The sequence below is a fragment of the Imhoffiella purpurea genome (assembly GCF_000585215.1).
Classification (GTDB): domain Bacteria; phylum Pseudomonadota; class Gammaproteobacteria; order Chromatiales; family Chromatiaceae; genus Imhoffiella; species Imhoffiella purpurea.
In genome coordinates this window covers 19,284-33,126 of the sequence record NZ_AONC01000072.1, presented here as the reverse complement: position 1 = coordinate 33,126, position 13,843 = coordinate 19,284, and the positions used below count along the sequence as shown (strand labels likewise).

The window sequence follows — 13,843 nt, the reverse complement described above, 5'->3', positions numbered from 1 at the left end:
GCCGTGCGCTGGTGGATGGAGCGGGTCTCCTGGGTCCGGCGCCGCACGCCCAAGGGGGACTGGGACATCAGCCTGGTGCCCATACGGCAGCGCCACATGGGGACGGACTTCGCCCATCGGGTCACGGCGGACATGGCCGAGAGCGTGCGCCGCAAGGGCGGCCGTTTCCAGCTCGAGACCGAGGTGACGGACCTGAGCCTGGCCGACGACGGCGGCTTTCTCGTCGAGACCACCGGAGGACGGATCCATGCCCGCTTCCTCCTGGCCTGCCCGGGCCGCGAGGGCGCCCACTGGCTGCGCGAGACGGTCGGGGCGCTGGGGGTCCGCACCGGCTATGGCGCCATCGACATCGGCTGCCGCGTCGAGGTCGCCTCCTCCGTCTACGAGGAGCTGACGTCCGTCCTCTACGACCCCAAGCTCGTCTTCGTCACCCCCACGCACCAGGACCGCACGCGCACCTTCTGCACCAATCCTGGCGGCCGGGTCCGGGTGGAGGAGCATCGGGGGTTCCGGCTGGTCAACGGCGACGCTCTCAAGGCCGAGAAGACGGCCAACACCAACTTCGCCATCCTCAACACCGTGACCATGACCGAGCCCCTGCAGGACACCGCCGAGATGGGTCGCCAGGTCGCGCGCTTCGCCAACTTCTGGGGCGGCGGCAACAGCCTCGTGGTGCAGCGCCTCGGAGACCTGCTGGCCGGCCGGCGATCGAAGCCCGAGACCTTCTTCGACGCCGAGCTGGGATTCGACAAGCTGGTCCCGACCCTGCCGCCGGGACCCGGCGTGACGCCGGGCGACATCTCCTTCGCCTATCCGGGGCGCATCGTGCGCAACCTCCAGGAAAGCCTGGAGCTGCTGACCCGCGTCATCCCGGGCGTCGCCCATCCCTCGACCACCATCTACGTCCCCGAGATCAAGTTCTACGACATCCGCTACCCGACCAGCGACGACCTGGAGACCAATCTCCCCGGACTCTTCGTCGCCGGCGACGGGGCCGGCAAGTCGCGCGGCATCGTGGGCGCGGCGGTCAACGGGATCATGGCCGCCAAGGGCATCCTGCGAGCGGCCGGCCAGGCCGAGCGAGAGGGCTAGGCCCGATCCGCCTCGCGCGAAGACGACCCTTTCTCAAGTCCCCAGGGGCAGCAGCAGTGCGAGTCCGGGAAAGGCGATCAGCGCGCCGATGCGCAGGAAGTCCATGACGACGAAGGGCATGAGCCCGCGGAAGATGGTCGAGAGCGGAACCGTCTTGGTGACCGACCGCAGCACGAAGGCGTTCATCCCGACCGGCGGGGTGATGTAGCTGATCTCGGTGGCAACCACCACGAAGATGCCGAACCAGATGAGATCGAAGCCGGAGGCGGCCACCACCGGATAGAGGATGGGCACCGTCAGCAGCACCATCGACAGGCTCTCGAGCACGCTGCCGAGCAGCAGATAGACCGCCATGATCGCCAGGATCATCAGCACCGGCGTGTCGGCGAGCGGACCCAGCGCCTCGCGGATGTCCGAGGCCATGCCGGAGAGGTTGACGTAGTTCGAGAAGGTCAGCGCCCCGAACAGGATGAAGAACATGATGGCCGTCAGCTTGGCGGTCTCGGCCAGGGTCTCGATGGTGCGCCGCAGCTGGAGCCGGCCCCTGACGGCCGTCAGCAGGATGGCCCCCGCCGCGCCCATGCCGGCCGCCTCGGTGGCGGTGAAGACCCCGAAATAGATGCCGCCCATGACGAAGGCGAAGAGCAGCATGGCACCCGCCACGCCGCGCAGCGCCGCCAGCCGCTCCCGCAGCGGGAGCTTGGGCTCCACCGGGATCTCGCGTCCCTTGCCGACCGAGACGCTGAAGCGCACCGCGACCATATAGCCGAGCACGCCGAGCAGTCCGGGCAGGATGCCGGCCAGGAACAGCTTGCCGATGTCCTGCTGGGTCATGATGCCGTAGAAGACCAGAATGACCGAGGGCGGAATCAGGATGCCGAGCGTCCCGCCGGCGGCCACCGAAGCCGTCGCCAGACCGTCCGGATAGCCGAAACGGCGCATCGAGGGCAGGGCGATGCGCGACATGGTGGCCGCGGTCGCCAGCGAGGAGCCGCACACCGAAGAGAAGCCGCCGCAGGCGACGACCGTGGCCATGGCCAGCCCGCCGCGGCGGTGACGCAGCCAGGCATAGGCCGCGTCGTAGAGTTCGTGGGCGATCCCGGACTGGACCACGAAATTCCCCATCACCAGGAACAGCGGCAGCACCGACAGCGAATAGTTACGGCTGTTGTCGAAGACGGTCTGACCGAGCAGCGACAGGGACGGCTCGACGCCGATCAGGGTCGCCGTGCCGATGGTGCCGACCAGGAGCATGGAGGCGGCCAGCGGGACGCCGGTCAGCATCAGGATGAGGAGCAGAAGAATACCGTAGGGCCAGTCCATCAGGGTCTCGGGGGGAAGTCGGCGAAGCGGATCCCTTCAGTCGGTGAAGGATGCGTCCTCGTTATGGCGATGTCCGGGGATGCGGAGAACGACCATGACGACCAGGACGGCGGACGCCAGCCAGCAGAGCACGGCCGCCGCATCGGCGAATGGGGCGATTGGCAGGCGCAGATAGAGACTGGTCTGACCGTAGCCGGCGAGCGTCCCGCCCATGACCAGCAGCCGCCAGCCGATCACGCCCAGCACCAGGGCGTTGACGAGCTGCGCCAGTGCGAGGAGCGGCGCGCGCGTCCAGTCCGGCATCCGCTCGGTGAGCAGATCGACCGTGACATGGCCGTCGCTCAACGAGACCAGCGGCAGTCCCAGGAAGATGACGCCGACGAGCATCAGCTCGATCAGCTCGCCGGCCCCGGGCAGGGGCGCGGCGAAGAGATAGCGCCCGACGACGTCCACCACCGTCAGGACGATCATCGCCAGCATGGTCAGGGCGCAGGCGCCGCCGAGCAGCGCCGTGCCCAGATCCGCGAGCGAGCGGACCGACAGCGACCGCGGGCTCATTCGGACTCGGCGGCGATCCGGGCCTTCATGTCCTCGAGCGCGGCCTTGGCATCGATTCCGCTGGTGGCGATCTCATCGAGCTTGGCATCGATGACCGGATCCAGCATCTGGTGCAGACCCTCCATCTGCTCTTCGGTGGCGACATGGAGCTCGACCTGTCCCTCGAGCGCGCTGCGCCCGGCCGCGTCGGCCTCGTCCCAGGCCTTGCCGGCGAGACGCGACAGGGCCTCGCCCGAGACGCTGTCGATGGCGGCCTGGTCGGCCTCGGACAGACGGTTCCAGCGGCGCTCGTTCATCACGAAGAAGAAGGAGGTGTTGTAGAGACCGCCCGGGACCTCGAAGCCCTGATCGAGCAGGCCGTCCAACCGAAAGAAGGTGACCGACTCGAAGGGAAAGAGGATGCCGTCGACCACGCCGCCCGAGATCAGCTCGTAGGCCTTGGACGAGGGGCTCTGGACCGGAACCGCGCCGAGCGCGGTGGCCACGTCGTTGGCCATGCCGCCGCCGACGCGCAGCTTGGCCCCGGCGATGCCGTCGAGCGAGGAGAGATCGCGCCCCTTGGCGAAGGCGTGGCCCGGACCGTGGGTGAAGACGCCCAACACCTTCACGCCCGCGTATTCGCCGGCCGCGGCGAGCCGCTCCTCGAACACCTGCCAGTAGGCGACCGAGACCGCCTCGGCGCTGTCGCCCAGGAAGGGCAGCTCGGCGAGCATGGCGGTCTTGAAGCGGCCTGGCGTGTAGGCCTGGGCGCTGAAGGTGACGTCGGCCACACCGTTGGCGGCGAGATCGTAGTGGGCGTGCGGAGGCCCGAGCGGGGCGTCCAGGATCTGAACCGTGACGCGGCCCTCGGTCGCCTCCTCGACGGCCGCCTTCCAGGGCACCATCACGTCCTTCACGATCGGATGGCTCGGCGGCAGCCAATTCGAGAGCCGCAGCGTTTCGGCCGAGACCGTTCCAGCGAGCGCGATCAATCCGGCGGCCACGCCGGTCAGCAAAGCACGGAGCATCGGGCAATCCTCATCATCTCATTGGGTTCGGTGCATCCGTGCCTGGCACGGCATTTCCGGACACTTTATCCGGGAAAACGTAACATGACGCCATTCACCGAGAAAGCCCAATTTCCATTTCGCAAAAAATCGCGGACCGGAAACGGCCGTCCGCGGTCCCGATCCGAACCCACGGCCCCCATCTCGGATCCCGACAATCCAAGCCTCAGAACAGGACGTCCACCGTGCAGTCCCTCCTCGCCATCACCTCCCCGCTCTTCCTGCTGATCGCGCTCGGCGCGGTCTCGGTACGCGCGGGCTGGATCCAACAGGACGCGACGGTCGCCATGGGCCGTTACGTGCTGTCCTTTGCCCTGCCCGCGCTCATGTTCGAGGCGCTCTCCCGGCGTCCGCTCGAGGACATCATCGTCGGCCCCTTCCTGGTCGCCTACGTCTGCGGATCCCTGATCGCCTTCGCCATCGGGCTCGGTGTGGCCGCGGCGGTACGGCGCACGCCGCTGTTCGACAACGCCTTCTTCGGGCTCGGCATCTCCATGTCCAACAGCGGCTATCTCGGCTATGCGCTCATCGCCCAGCTCCTTGGGGATAGCGCCCTGAACGCGGTCGCCATGGCCATCCTGACCGAAGTGCTGGTGATCCTGCCGCTGACCCTGGTCCTGATCGAGGTCCACCACAGCCGGGAGGATCAGGGACTCGCACACACGCTCGGCCGGGTGCTGCGCATGGTGGCGCAGAACCCGCTCTTGCTGGCGATCGGTCTGGGGCTACTCTTCTCGGGATTCGGCTGGCACCTGCCGGGCGCATTGGCGCGCACCGTCGATCTGCTGGCCGGATCCGCCGCGGCGGTCGCGCTCTTCGCCATCGGCGGCAATCTGGCCGGACAGCACCTGCATCGCGGACTGGACGGCGCCCTGGCGATCGCGGCCGGCAAGCTGCTGATCCATCCGGCGGCGGTCCTGCTGATGCTGACCCTGGTCCCGGCCTTCGACCCGACCCTCACCGAGGCGGCTCTGATCCTGGCCGGACTGCCCATGGTGACCATCTTCCCGCTGCTGGCCCAGCGCTACGGACAGGGCGAGCGCTGCGCCTCGGCCCTGCTGGTGACGACCCTGGCCTCCTTCGTCACACTGAACCTGGGGCTCTGGCTCTTCGCCGATCTCTAGGAGCCTGTCCGACCTCGGTTCCGGCTGCACGCCTGGTGCTGCCGGTGACGCCCAGAAGCAGCAGGGAATTGACAACATTCCGAGGTGTTGTCAACATGACAACATGAAGGCCGAGCGGATCAAGACCGAGCGGATCAAGCTGAGCGACAACCGCTTCCTGGACATCGCGATCTGGCGGCTTCCCGCCCCACTGACGGGCAGCGCGCATCCGTTCAAGTATCGGCTGGCTTTCGTCGACAACGGGCGATGCGTCCTACGCTACGACAACGAAGCCGGCAAAGGCGATCATAAGCACATCGGTGCGCGCGAGGTGCCCTACACTTTCATATCGCTCGATCAGCTCATTGATGACTTCTGGGCCGATATCCAGCAGGAGTGACACAGATGACGACTCTAACGATTGGCGTTTCCGACCTGGAGTCCGTTAAGGCCAGCATGCGGGCGGCCTTTCGCGGCGTGCCCCAGGGATGCACCTATACCTTCCTAACGGAAGACGATCTCCTCTCCACGCTGAGCCCCAACCGCTGGGCCATCGTCAAGGCGCTCACCGGCACCGGACCGCTCGGGGTCCGCGAGCTGGCACGCCGCGTCGGACGGGACGTGAAGGGCGTGCATACGGATGCCCAGATGCTGGCCGGCTGCGGACTCATCGACAAGATGGAGGACGGCAAGCTGCACCTACCCTACGACGAGGTGCGACTGGAACTTGTCGCGAAGGCGGCCTAGTAAGAAACTTCAGACCCGGGGCGCCGGAACCCCGGCGAGCAGGTCGGCGAGCACGTCGTCGGGGCGGTAGCCCTCGATCTCCAGGTCGGGCGTCAGCTTGAGACGATGACGCAGCACGGAGGGCGCCATCGCCTTCACGTCGTCCGGGGTGACGAAGCCGTTTCCGGACGCCAGCGCATGGCCACGGGCCGCGCGCACCAGGGCGACGCTGGCGCGCGGCCCCGGCCCGGTCTCGACCCCCTGCCAGTCGCGCGCGGCGCGCACCAGACGCACCCCGTATTCGAGGACGCGCGCGTCCATCTCGAGACTGGCCGCGATCCGCTGCAGATCGAGCAGAGCCTCGAGGTCGCACACCTGCTCGACCCGAGAAGTGTCCAGCCGGTCCCCGACCTTGCCGCTGGTCGCGGCGCGGACCAGTTCCAATTCCTCGTCGGCCTCGGGATAGTCGATGAAGACCTTGAGCAGGAAGCGGTCGAGCTGGGCCTGAGGCAATGGATAGGTCCCCTCCTGCTCGATCGGATTCTGGGTGGCCATGACCAGGAAGGGCGAAGGCAAGGGCAGGGCCTTGCCCTCGATGGTGACCTGCTGTTCCTGCATGGCCTCGAGCATGGCCGACTGAGTCTTGGCCGGGGCGCGGTTGATCTCGTCGCCCAGCAGCAGGTTGCAGAAGACGGGCCCGCGTCGAATCCGGAAGTCCTCGCTCTTGAGATCGAACATGGCGTGACCGGTGACGTCGCTCGGCATCAGGTCCGGGGTGAACTGGATGCGCGAGAAGCGCCCCCCGACGGCAGCCGCCAGGGCGCGCACCAGGAGCGTCTTGCCGAGTCCGGGCAGACCCTCGAGCAAGACGTGCCCTGCGGCGGCCAGGGCGACCACCGTCTCCCGCACCACCCGGCGCTGACCGATCAGGGCCTGGGACACGGCCGTTTCCAGTCCGGCGAGCCGAGCGGACGCACGATCCACCTCCTGCGGTGTCGCGGTCTGATTCATCCATTCCTCCGAGATTGCTGATGGTTCGAGAGGGATCCGGCGTCCCCGGCCGGCCGACCTCGGCCAGCTCCAGTTCGGCGCCAGAGCGACTGGAGCAGCCTGCACTGCTCGACGAAGGCCCGGTCGTCCTCGGCGCGGACGAAGAGCGCCCGGCTCACCCGTTCGGCCGGCCAGCCGCTCGCCCGCGCGATATCCTGGGTCCGGGCCAGCGGGTCCGAACGATCGAGATGCGGATAGCGCCGCAGCCAGGCGGCCAGGATACGCTGACGGCTCGTCTCCACCAGACTGGAGGCACGGCCGTGGCGCCAGAGAAAGTCTCCGCTGGCATCCAGATGTTCGAGCAGATCGCGCCGACGCTCGCGCGAGTCGGTCTCCAGGGGGCCGAGACGGGCCCCGAGCGACCAGAGCCAGGCCAGGATCAGGATCCCGGCCGAGATCAGCGCCTCGGGCGCCGCCGACCAGGCCAGCTCGGCCAGACCGGGCATGAAGGTGTCGTGGAGCAGCCAGACCCGTCCGTCCGGACCTGGGCGCACCAGACGCGCCGCGAAGAGTGCGTGATCGTGCCGTCCGATGTCCTCGTTGCGCAGGAAACCACCGTCGGCGATCAGGACCAGGTGTCCGGCCCCGACCGGGCGCCGGACCAGACGCAGCCGGTCGCCGACCCGGATGTCGCCGGGGAACCTCTCCTCGGACTCCAGGAAGTAGCGCGGATCCAGGCCGACCTGGAGAGGACGCGGCAGACCGGTCTCCCGGATCTCGATCACCAGGCCGTCCGCCCCCTCGTCCCCGACAGGGGATGCGTCCGGATCGACCCTGAGCCGGACGCCGAAATCGGCCAGGAGATCCTCCTGCGGTCGTTCGGCGTCCTCCTGGACGGACATGGCCTCGACCACCAAACGACCGCCGTCCTCCGTCCAACGCCGCAAGGCGGCGCGGCGGTCACGACCCAGCGGCCCCCGGAGTCTGACCACCAGCGTATCCGTGATGGGCGGCAGATCCGTGAGAAGCGCGCGGCCCGAAACGCTCTCGACCGGGATACCGCCGTCCCGGAGAAAGCGCTCGAACGCCAGCCATGGGTTGCGGCGCGCCTCGGTCGACTGTCCCTCTTGGACTCTGATGGGGCGACGCTCGAAATTGTCGAGGAACCAGACGAACGATCCGGCGAGCAGCAGAAGCGGCACCCCATAGAGCGTCAGGCTGGTGAGTCGCCGCTCCATGCTCATCGCGTCTCCCCGACAGCGGGGCCGGACTGGATCCAGCGGCACCAGTCGTCCAGGAGCCGCTCGACCGATCCCGGAGTCGGTCCGGCATGAGCGTAGGCGAGCGCCTGCCACTCGCGTACCAGACGGGGCACCGGGCCGAGCGACTGGACCGAAAGGGAGCGGGTGGCCAGCGCGAGACATTCGCGCTCGGTCGCACCCTCGGGAATGCTCAGCCCCAGACCGGCGAGATGGCGGAGACTCGCCCGGTAGAGGAGCGCCAGGGCCGCGCGCGGATCATCCTCGGCCAGATGGGCCCGGACCCGCTCGGGAACCCGGCCGAGGTCCAGATCGGGCGGAAGCGCGGCCCGGACGGGCGACGGACCGGCCGAGGGAGGTGAAAGGCGTCTCAGCCATCCGCCGCGGCGGTCGCGCAGAATCCGGGCCGCGAGCAGGATCAGCGCCATGAGCGCCAGGGTCATGAGGGCCGCCCTGAGGACGTGCCCCATCAGGACCGCGATCGCCTCGAGCCGCTCGGACGAGATCCAGGGCGGCTCCGGCTCGGGATCCGGCTTCTCGATCGGGCCCCAGGTCCAGATCTCGCGCTCCTCGCCGAAATCGGGCGACTCCAGGACCTCCTGGATGAGCCGCTGCGCGGCATCCGGATCCTCAAGCACGGCGGACTCCGCCGGGCCCGCGGGCAAGGCGGAGAGCAGCGCCAGTGCAATCAGCCCCACCCCGGCCGAACGGACCAATGACGCCCGACTCGGCCGAGACGCGGAGCCCTTGCGGAAGGCCAGCTCCAGATCCCAGGCCTCGAGCTCGGTGCGCCGGTTCAGATAGAGCGCGAAGCCGGCGCAGACATAGAAGGGCGCGATGCACGAAAAGGCCAGGAGATAGGCCAGGACGCTGATCCAATAGGCCCAGGACTCGCGATCCGTCACCGCCTCGGCGAGATCGAGGCGGGGCAGCTCGGAAGGCACCGCGAGAAAGACCCCGAACAGCACGCTGCCCCAGAGGACCAGCTCGAAATGATAGGCGACGAGCGTCAGCCAGGTCGGGGCCGCATCCCCCGCGTTGAGCAAGCGTTTGCGTTGACGCGCCTCGCGTCCGGAGAGCCCCTCGAGGAGCGCGACCGGCATCAGGAATGCCCGTCTCGGACCCAGCCGGCGCCACAGCAGCAGCGGGATCATCCAGCGCCGCCACCCCGCGCGCAGCAGGCCCGGAACCTCGCCCCGAACCGGAACGCGTCCGAAGAGCGCGCGGCTGGACCAGGCAAGCAGAGGGGCCTCGTAGAGCGGCTTCATCCACCAGAGCAGCAGCAGCCAGATATCAGGACGAAGCCCGGTCAGCGGCAGAAGGAGCAAGGCGAGCGGTAGGGCGCTGGCCCACCAGAGCCCCCACAGCGGCCAGAACCAGTGACGGGCGAGCGCGAAACCCAGGTCGAGCCCCTCCCAGGAGGTGCGCGGACGCAAGGCGACCTGGATGCGGTCAAGCTCCATCGCACCGCTCGGCCATCATCCTCGGCCGGGAGACAGGGATCTCACAAGGGAACGGGGCACGGATACAGGTGGTGGCTTGCGGCATGGACGTCGCTCAGCTCCCCTTCGAGGGGTCGCCCCGACCCGCCAGCGCCAGATAGAGGACCACCAGGATCCAGCCAGCGGCACCGACGCCGTACTTGACCGAAGCGGGTGCCGGCCCCGAGGACCAGAATGCCTCGATCACGGCCGCGAAGAGCAGCATGAGTCCCGCCCCGCCGACCAGCAGGACGGCGTCCGCCGCATTGTACCGCAGCGCGCTCAGACGGGGGCGATTGCCCGGGGCCACCAGCGCCTTGCCGAGCAGCAGCCCGGCCGCGCCCGAGATGGCGATGGCCGTCAGCTCGAATGGACCGTGACCGCTGACGAAGGGCCAGAAGGTCTCGCCGTAATCCAGCCGGGAGAGATGGCCCGCCGCCGCGCCGATATGGAGCCCGTTGAACAGGAGCACGAAGGCGCTGCCGAGTCCGAACACCAGACCGCCGGCGAAATTGCGGAAGCCGATGCCGACGTTGTTGAAGACGTAGAAGCCGAACATGGCGAAATCCGTGTCGGCCTGACGCTCGCGGGCCCGGCCCGGCTTGCGGTTGTCCGGGTCGTACATGGCCTCCAGACCGGCGACCTGATCCTCGTCCATGAGCGAGTAGAGGATCTCTCCGTCCGCGTATGCCAGCAGCCCCATCGCCACCATGGGCAGGAAGAAGAGCGCGGAGGCCAGCCAGAAGAGGGAGGCATGACGCCGCAGCGCGCCCGGGAAATCGCGCGCCATGAAAGCGAGCACGGCGGCCAATGGACGCGGCCGGCGCCGGTAGAGATGGGCATAGCCGCCACGCACCAGATCGTGCAGCTCGGCGATCAGACCCGGGCTGTAACCGCGCCGACGCGCCAGTGCATAGTGGCTGGAGATGCGGCGGAACAGACGCGGAAAGCGATCGAGGGACGCCGCCGTCCGGTCGGCCGAGCCTCCGCCGGCCTTCCCCTTGCCCGCAGAGTCCAGATAGGCGAGAAGTGCTCGGTACTCCTGCCACTCGGCCTGGTTCGCCGACTCGAAGTGCCCCTGTTTCATCGCCGATCAGCCCTGACCGCGCGCCAGCCAGCTGGCCCAGCCGGCGACCCGGTCGACCGCGGCCGCCCCCCGTCTCCCCTCCTCCGCCGTCAGGATCTCGGCCAGCTCGATTCGCCGCGCGGCCGACAGACGCGGACCCCGCTCCGCGAACGCGAGGATCGCCTGCTGGGTCTGGAGGTCGAGCCCGGGCGGCAGCGGACGCGAGGGGACATCGGGGATGGCGGCGGCGCCCCGTGCACGCTCCCGGTGCACCACCAGGGTTCCGGCCGCGAGATCGCCGAGACGCCGGAAGTCCCGATCGACCAGACAGGAGACGAGTCCGACGCCATAGAGGATCGGCAGGAAGTCCACCGCCCGCAGCAGATTGCGGATCATCGAGGCCGACCAGCCGACAGGCGTCCCGTCGTCGTGCACGACGCTCAGGCCCATGGCGAACTTGCCCGGGGTGGCGCCCTTGAGGACCTCGAACAGCACGGGATAGAACCATTCGAGCAGGAAGAAGCCGAGCAGCATGAGACCCAGTCCGACACCGGCGAAGGCGGTCAAGGGAATCAGGACCAGATAGAGCGCGCCGCGGACGACCAGATCCACCACGAAGGCGAGCGCGCGGGGAACCGGCCCCGCCACCCGAAGGCCCAGATCCACGCCTTCGGGGGTCTCATTGAAACGGATGGTGTCGATGGGCGACATGGCTGAACAGCTGGATCGGTGGCGTGCGGCAAGGCTCTAGGCTCGGACGATGGGCCAACGATGAGGCATCAGCGATAGAGGGTCAACGGAAAGTACTCCGTGATGAGGATCACCGGCCGGCCATCGATGATGATGCGATAGGTGCGGAAGACGGCCGCCACACCCTCGGCGGTGCGATCGAGCCCGATGTCGAGGACCTCGCGATAGCTTTCGAGACCACTGTCGCGGATGAGCACCCCGATGCCGATCTCGCGATCGATCAGGCGCTGCCGGAACCCGGAGGGAATGAGATCGATGCGGATCAGCGAGAATGCCTCGACATAGTTGCGGCCGCTACGGGTCCCGCGCAGCCTGGCATCGCGAACCAGACACCGATCGCCCGGCTGGACCTGGATCCAGGGCACCGGCTCGCTCGCCGACTCGAAGCGCTGTTCCACCGTATCCACGGCGATGGGCTCCCAGAAATAGGCCTCCAAGATCTTGGTCACGGTTCCGTCCGTCACCAGCAGGGCGCGCAGGAAGGGCGGCAGATCGCTCAAAGGCAGCGAGTCGCCGGAGACCGCCGTGATCACGGCGTCGCCCCCGAATCCATTGCATCGGAAGGGCAATTGGGACGGCTCGGATGAGGCGCGTCCGTAATAACGATTCATCGAAGACTCCTCGATGTCCTCATCCGCTCGCCGGAAGGACGCGGATTGGCCCGATACGGCGTCCGCGCGCATGAGGACTTTGGGTTCGTGTGGCAGAGAGCTGATGTGCAGGAGGGCTACACGCGTCATGGACGCCGCGCAGTACCGAATCCAGACGGAAAGAATGTCATTGGCGAATCTGCAACTTGTTGGTTCGAGGCATCGAATCCGAGCGAAGACATGCCACACCCCGATCGGAGCGCCCTCCCGAAAGGGGAATCGGGCGAGTGATCAGGTCTTTTCCAGATGTGTGAAAAAGGGCCAATATTATCTCTCATATCATTGATTAATTAGAATAAATAAAAAATATGGCACAGCCGGACATAGGGAATGTCAATAATGGCCGTCCGTTCGATCCAGAGCCGTGGTAAAAAATCTCACGCCGAGCCCCTTTGTGGGCTTGATGTCGAATCGAATTTACCCCAATCTTTCACCGACCCCCGACCCAAGACCGCAATCGTTGAGCGAGTCGACTCATGCCGCCAGGCGCGGTAACTCGCTCCCCCGGCACGAGACGCGGCAAACGCCAGAACGAACGGCCTTGGTGCACGAGAGGTTCGGAAAAGATCTGCATACTGTGTTATACATCTATGGCCCGAGGGCCAACGATTAGGAGAATCAAGCCGATGACCAAGATCGTGAAGTACGCTTCCCTGTCTGCTGCCGCTATTCTGACCGCTTCCCTGTTCGGTGGCTGCACCACCGACCAGACCGCTCGCGACATGGCCCAGCAGGCCCTGGACACCGCCAACAGCGCCCAGTCCTGCTGCAACGCCAACACCGAGCGTCTGGACCGCATGTATCAGAAGATCATGGGCAAGTAAGACCCGTTGCCTGATCCGCTCCGGTGTCCCACGACCTGTGGGACACCGGAGTCCTCCTCGACCGCACGCTCGACCGCCTTCCAGTCGATCACGACGCCTTCGGCATTCGCCACCGCCTCCGGAATCACGTTTCTGGCACTTTTGGTCTCGCTCTTTTCGCCGGTCTGGACCTCCAGATAGAGGTCGTTGCCGCGCCAGCCCACCTTATAGGGCTGATCGATGATGGCCACCGGCGTATCCACGTTCACCAGACCGAACAGCTCCTCGACACCCTCCGGATACATGCGGATGCAGCCCCCGCTCACCTCCATGCCGAGACCCCATGGCATACTGGTGCCGTGGATGAGGTAATCGGGATTGCTCAGACGCATCGCGTACCGACCGAGCGGATTGTCCGGCCCGGGCGGAACCACGGCGGGCAGGATATCGCCGCGCGCGGCATGCATGGCGCGCACGTTGGGCCCCGGGGTCCAGGTCGGATCCTTGCGCTTCTCGATGACCTTGAAGTTGCCGAGGGGCGTTCCCATCGCATCCTTGCCGACGCTGATGGTGTAGATCCGTACCTCGCCGGGATCCTCGGGCGGAAAATAATAGAGCCGTTTCTCGGCGCGGTTGATCACGATCCCCTCGTGCGGCACGTTGGGCAGCACGAAGAGGCTCGGAACCATGACCTCGGTACCGTCGCCCGGGACCCAGATATCGATGTCCGGATTGGCCTGGCGCATGTCGGCATAGCCCAGATTGTTCTGGCGGGCGATATCGAGCAACGTATCCTTGTTGCGCGCCTTGAAATAGAAGGGAACGCCGACGACCGAGTCGCTGGGATTCTCAAGCCGGAAGGTTTCGGCCAGTGCAGCCTGACCGGCACACCAGCCGAACAGCGATACGGCGATCACCGGCACGATCCACGCACGATTGCGTTTGCCGAGAACAAGGGTTCTCATAACCTCTCTATGCTCCTGTCGAAATAACACG

At 67.1% G+C, this 13,843-nt stretch carries 15 protein-coding genes; 5 read left to right on the top strand and 10 right to left on the bottom strand.

Annotated features, from left to right (window positions below; translation table 11 throughout):
• Nucleotides 1–1,092 (top strand): NAD(P)/FAD-dependent oxidoreductase (locus D779_RS19120; RefSeq protein ID WP_052348287.1); only part of this gene is annotated, 1,092 nt, incomplete at its 5' end.
• 33 nt (nucleotides 1,093–1,125) lie between these two features.
• Here D779_RS19120 and D779_RS19115 read toward each other — a convergent pair.
• The 3 genes from D779_RS19115 to D779_RS19105 are packed head-to-tail and all read right to left on the bottom strand — an operon-like array spanning nucleotide 1,126 to nucleotide 3,980.
• Nucleotides 1,126–2,415, bottom strand: coding sequence for a TRAP transporter large permease (locus tag D779_RS19115; RefSeq protein WP_043757396.1), 1,290 nt, complete (start codon nucleotides 2,413–2,415; stop codon nucleotides 1,126–1,128).
• Between the two features lie 36 nt (nucleotides 2,416–2,451).
• On the bottom strand, nucleotides 2,452–2,973 hold the full coding sequence (locus D779_RS19110) for a TRAP transporter small permease (RefSeq protein WP_043757394.1): 522 nt from the start codon (nucleotides 2,971–2,973) through the stop codon (nucleotides 2,452–2,454).
• A complete protein-coding gene (locus D779_RS19105) occupies nucleotides 2,970–3,980 on the bottom strand; it encodes a TRAP transporter substrate-binding protein (RefSeq protein ID WP_043757392.1) in 1,011 nt (336 codons plus the stop codon). The genes D779_RS19110 and D779_RS19105 overlap by 4 nt, the downstream gene beginning before the upstream one ends.
• 224 nt (nucleotides 3,981–4,204) lie before the next feature.
• Between D779_RS19105 and D779_RS19100 the strand changes: the two genes are divergently transcribed.
• The 3 genes from D779_RS19100 to D779_RS19090 all read left to right on the top strand — a co-directional run bounded on the left by D779_RS19100 (nucleotide 4,205) and on the right by D779_RS19090 (nucleotide 5,869).
• Nucleotides 4,205–5,143, top strand: coding sequence for an AEC family transporter (locus tag D779_RS19100; protein ID WP_043757389.1), 939 nt, complete (start codon nucleotides 4,205–4,207; stop codon nucleotides 5,141–5,143).
• A 103-nt stretch (nucleotides 5,144–5,246) separates the two neighbouring features.
• Nucleotides 5,247–5,522 (top strand): toxin-antitoxin system TumE family protein, encoded by a 276-nt coding sequence (locus D779_RS19095; protein WP_043757385.1) that lies wholly within the window; start codon nucleotides 5,247–5,249, stop codon nucleotides 5,520–5,522.
• 5 nt (nucleotides 5,523–5,527) lie between these two features.
• Nucleotides 5,528–5,869: an HVO_A0114 family putative DNA-binding protein gene (locus D779_RS19090; protein WP_043757383.1), complete on the top strand. Its 342-nt coding sequence runs from the start codon at nucleotides 5,528–5,530 to the stop codon at nucleotides 5,867–5,869.
• A gap of 9 nt (nucleotides 5,870–5,878) precedes the next feature.
• Here D779_RS19090 and D779_RS19085 read toward each other — a convergent pair whose 3' ends face one another.
• The 6 genes from D779_RS19085 to D779_RS19060 form a co-directional block, all read right to left on the bottom strand.
• Nucleotides 5,879–6,859, bottom strand: a complete 981-nt coding sequence (locus D779_RS19085) for an AAA family ATPase (protein WP_081763607.1) — start codon at nucleotides 6,857–6,859, stop codon at nucleotides 5,879–5,881.
• Nucleotides 6,856–8,082, bottom strand: a complete 1,227-nt coding sequence (locus tag D779_RS19080) for a DUF4350 domain-containing protein (RefSeq protein WP_157726462.1) — start codon at nucleotides 8,080–8,082, stop codon at nucleotides 6,856–6,858. The genes D779_RS19085 and D779_RS19080 overlap by 4 nt, the downstream gene beginning before the upstream one ends.
• Complete coding sequence (locus tag D779_RS19075) at nucleotides 8,079–9,560, bottom strand: DUF4129 domain-containing protein (RefSeq protein WP_043757379.1); 1,482 nt, start codon at nucleotides 9,558–9,560, stop codon at nucleotides 8,079–8,081. The genes D779_RS19080 and D779_RS19075 overlap by 4 nt, the downstream gene beginning before the upstream one ends.
• 94 nt (nucleotides 9,561–9,654) lie before the next feature.
• Nucleotides 9,655–10,665, bottom strand: coding sequence for a stage II sporulation protein M (locus D779_RS19070; protein WP_043757377.1), 1,011 nt, complete (start codon nucleotides 10,663–10,665; stop codon nucleotides 9,655–9,657).
• Between the two features lie 6 nt (nucleotides 10,666–10,671).
• Nucleotides 10,672–11,355 (bottom strand): RDD family protein, encoded by a 684-nt coding sequence (locus D779_RS19065; RefSeq protein WP_043757375.1) that lies wholly within the window; start codon nucleotides 11,353–11,355, stop codon nucleotides 10,672–10,674.
• Between the two features lie 68 nt (nucleotides 11,356–11,423).
• Nucleotides 11,424–12,005 (bottom strand): chorismate--pyruvate lyase family protein, encoded by a 582-nt coding sequence (locus D779_RS19060; protein WP_043757419.1) that lies wholly within the window; start codon nucleotides 12,003–12,005, stop codon nucleotides 11,424–11,426.
• A 665-nt stretch (nucleotides 12,006–12,670) separates the two neighbouring features.
• On the opposite strand from D779_RS19060, the gene D779_RS19055 reads away from it, so the two are divergent.
• Entirely contained in the window at nucleotides 12,671–12,868 is a 198-nt protein-coding gene (locus D779_RS19055) for an alanine-zipper protein (RefSeq protein ID WP_043757372.1), read from the top strand.
• Here the strand turns inward: D779_RS19055 and D779_RS19050 are convergent.
• The gene (locus D779_RS19050; protein WP_043757368.1) at nucleotides 12,847–13,812 is read right to left on the bottom strand and encodes a L,D-transpeptidase family protein; all 966 of its coding nucleotides are present in this window, start codon (nucleotides 13,810–13,812) and stop codon (nucleotides 12,847–12,849) included. The genes D779_RS19055 and D779_RS19050 overlap by 22 nt on opposite strands.
• Between the last annotated feature and the right edge of the window lie 31 nt (nucleotides 13,813–13,843).

Excerpts from the sequence above, each read along its gene's own strand:
- D779_RS19115 (WP_043757396.1), bottom strand. The coding sequence starts at position 2,415 with ATGGACTGGCCCTACGGTATTCTTCTGCTCCTCATCCTGATGCTGACC.
- D779_RS19110 (WP_043757394.1), bottom strand. The coding sequence starts at position 2,973 with ATGAGCCCGCGGTCGCTGTCGGTCCGCTCGCTCGCGGATCTGGGCACG.
- D779_RS19105 (WP_043757392.1), bottom strand. The coding sequence starts at position 3,980 with ATGCTCCGTGCTTTGCTGACCGGCGTGGCCGCCGGATTGATCGCGCTC.
- D779_RS19095 (WP_043757385.1), top strand. The coding sequence starts at position 5,247 with ATGAAGGCCGAGCGGATCAAGACCGAGCGGATCAAGCTGAGCGACAAC.
- D779_RS19090 (WP_043757383.1), top strand. The coding sequence starts at position 5,528 with ATGACGACTCTAACGATTGGCGTTTCCGACCTGGAGTCCGTTAAGGCC.
- D779_RS19085 (WP_081763607.1), bottom strand. The coding sequence starts at position 6,859 with ATGAATCAGACCGCGACACCGCAGGAGGTGGATCGTGCGTCCGCTCGG.
- D779_RS19080 (WP_157726462.1), bottom strand. The coding sequence starts at position 8,082 with ATGAGCATGGAGCGGCGACTCACCAGCCTGACGCTCTATGGGGTGCCG.
- D779_RS19075 (WP_043757379.1), bottom strand. The coding sequence starts at position 9,560 with ATGGAGCTTGACCGCATCCAGGTCGCCTTGCGTCCGCGCACCTCCTGG.
- D779_RS19070 (WP_043757377.1), bottom strand. The coding sequence starts at position 10,665 with ATGAAACAGGGGCACTTCGAGTCGGCGAACCAGGCCGAGTGGCAGGAG.
- D779_RS19065 (WP_043757375.1), bottom strand. The coding sequence starts at position 11,355 with ATGTCGCCCATCGACACCATCCGTTTCAATGAGACCCCCGAAGGCGTG.
- D779_RS19060 (WP_043757419.1), bottom strand. The coding sequence starts at position 12,005 with ATGAATCGTTATTACGGACGCGCCTCATCCGAGCCGTCCCAATTGCCC.
- D779_RS19055 (WP_043757372.1), top strand. The coding sequence starts at position 12,671 with ATGACCAAGATCGTGAAGTACGCTTCCCTGTCTGCTGCCGCTATTCTG.
- D779_RS19050 (WP_043757368.1), bottom strand. The coding sequence starts at position 13,812 with ATGAGAACCCTTGTTCTCGGCAAACGCAATCGTGCGTGGATCGTGCCG.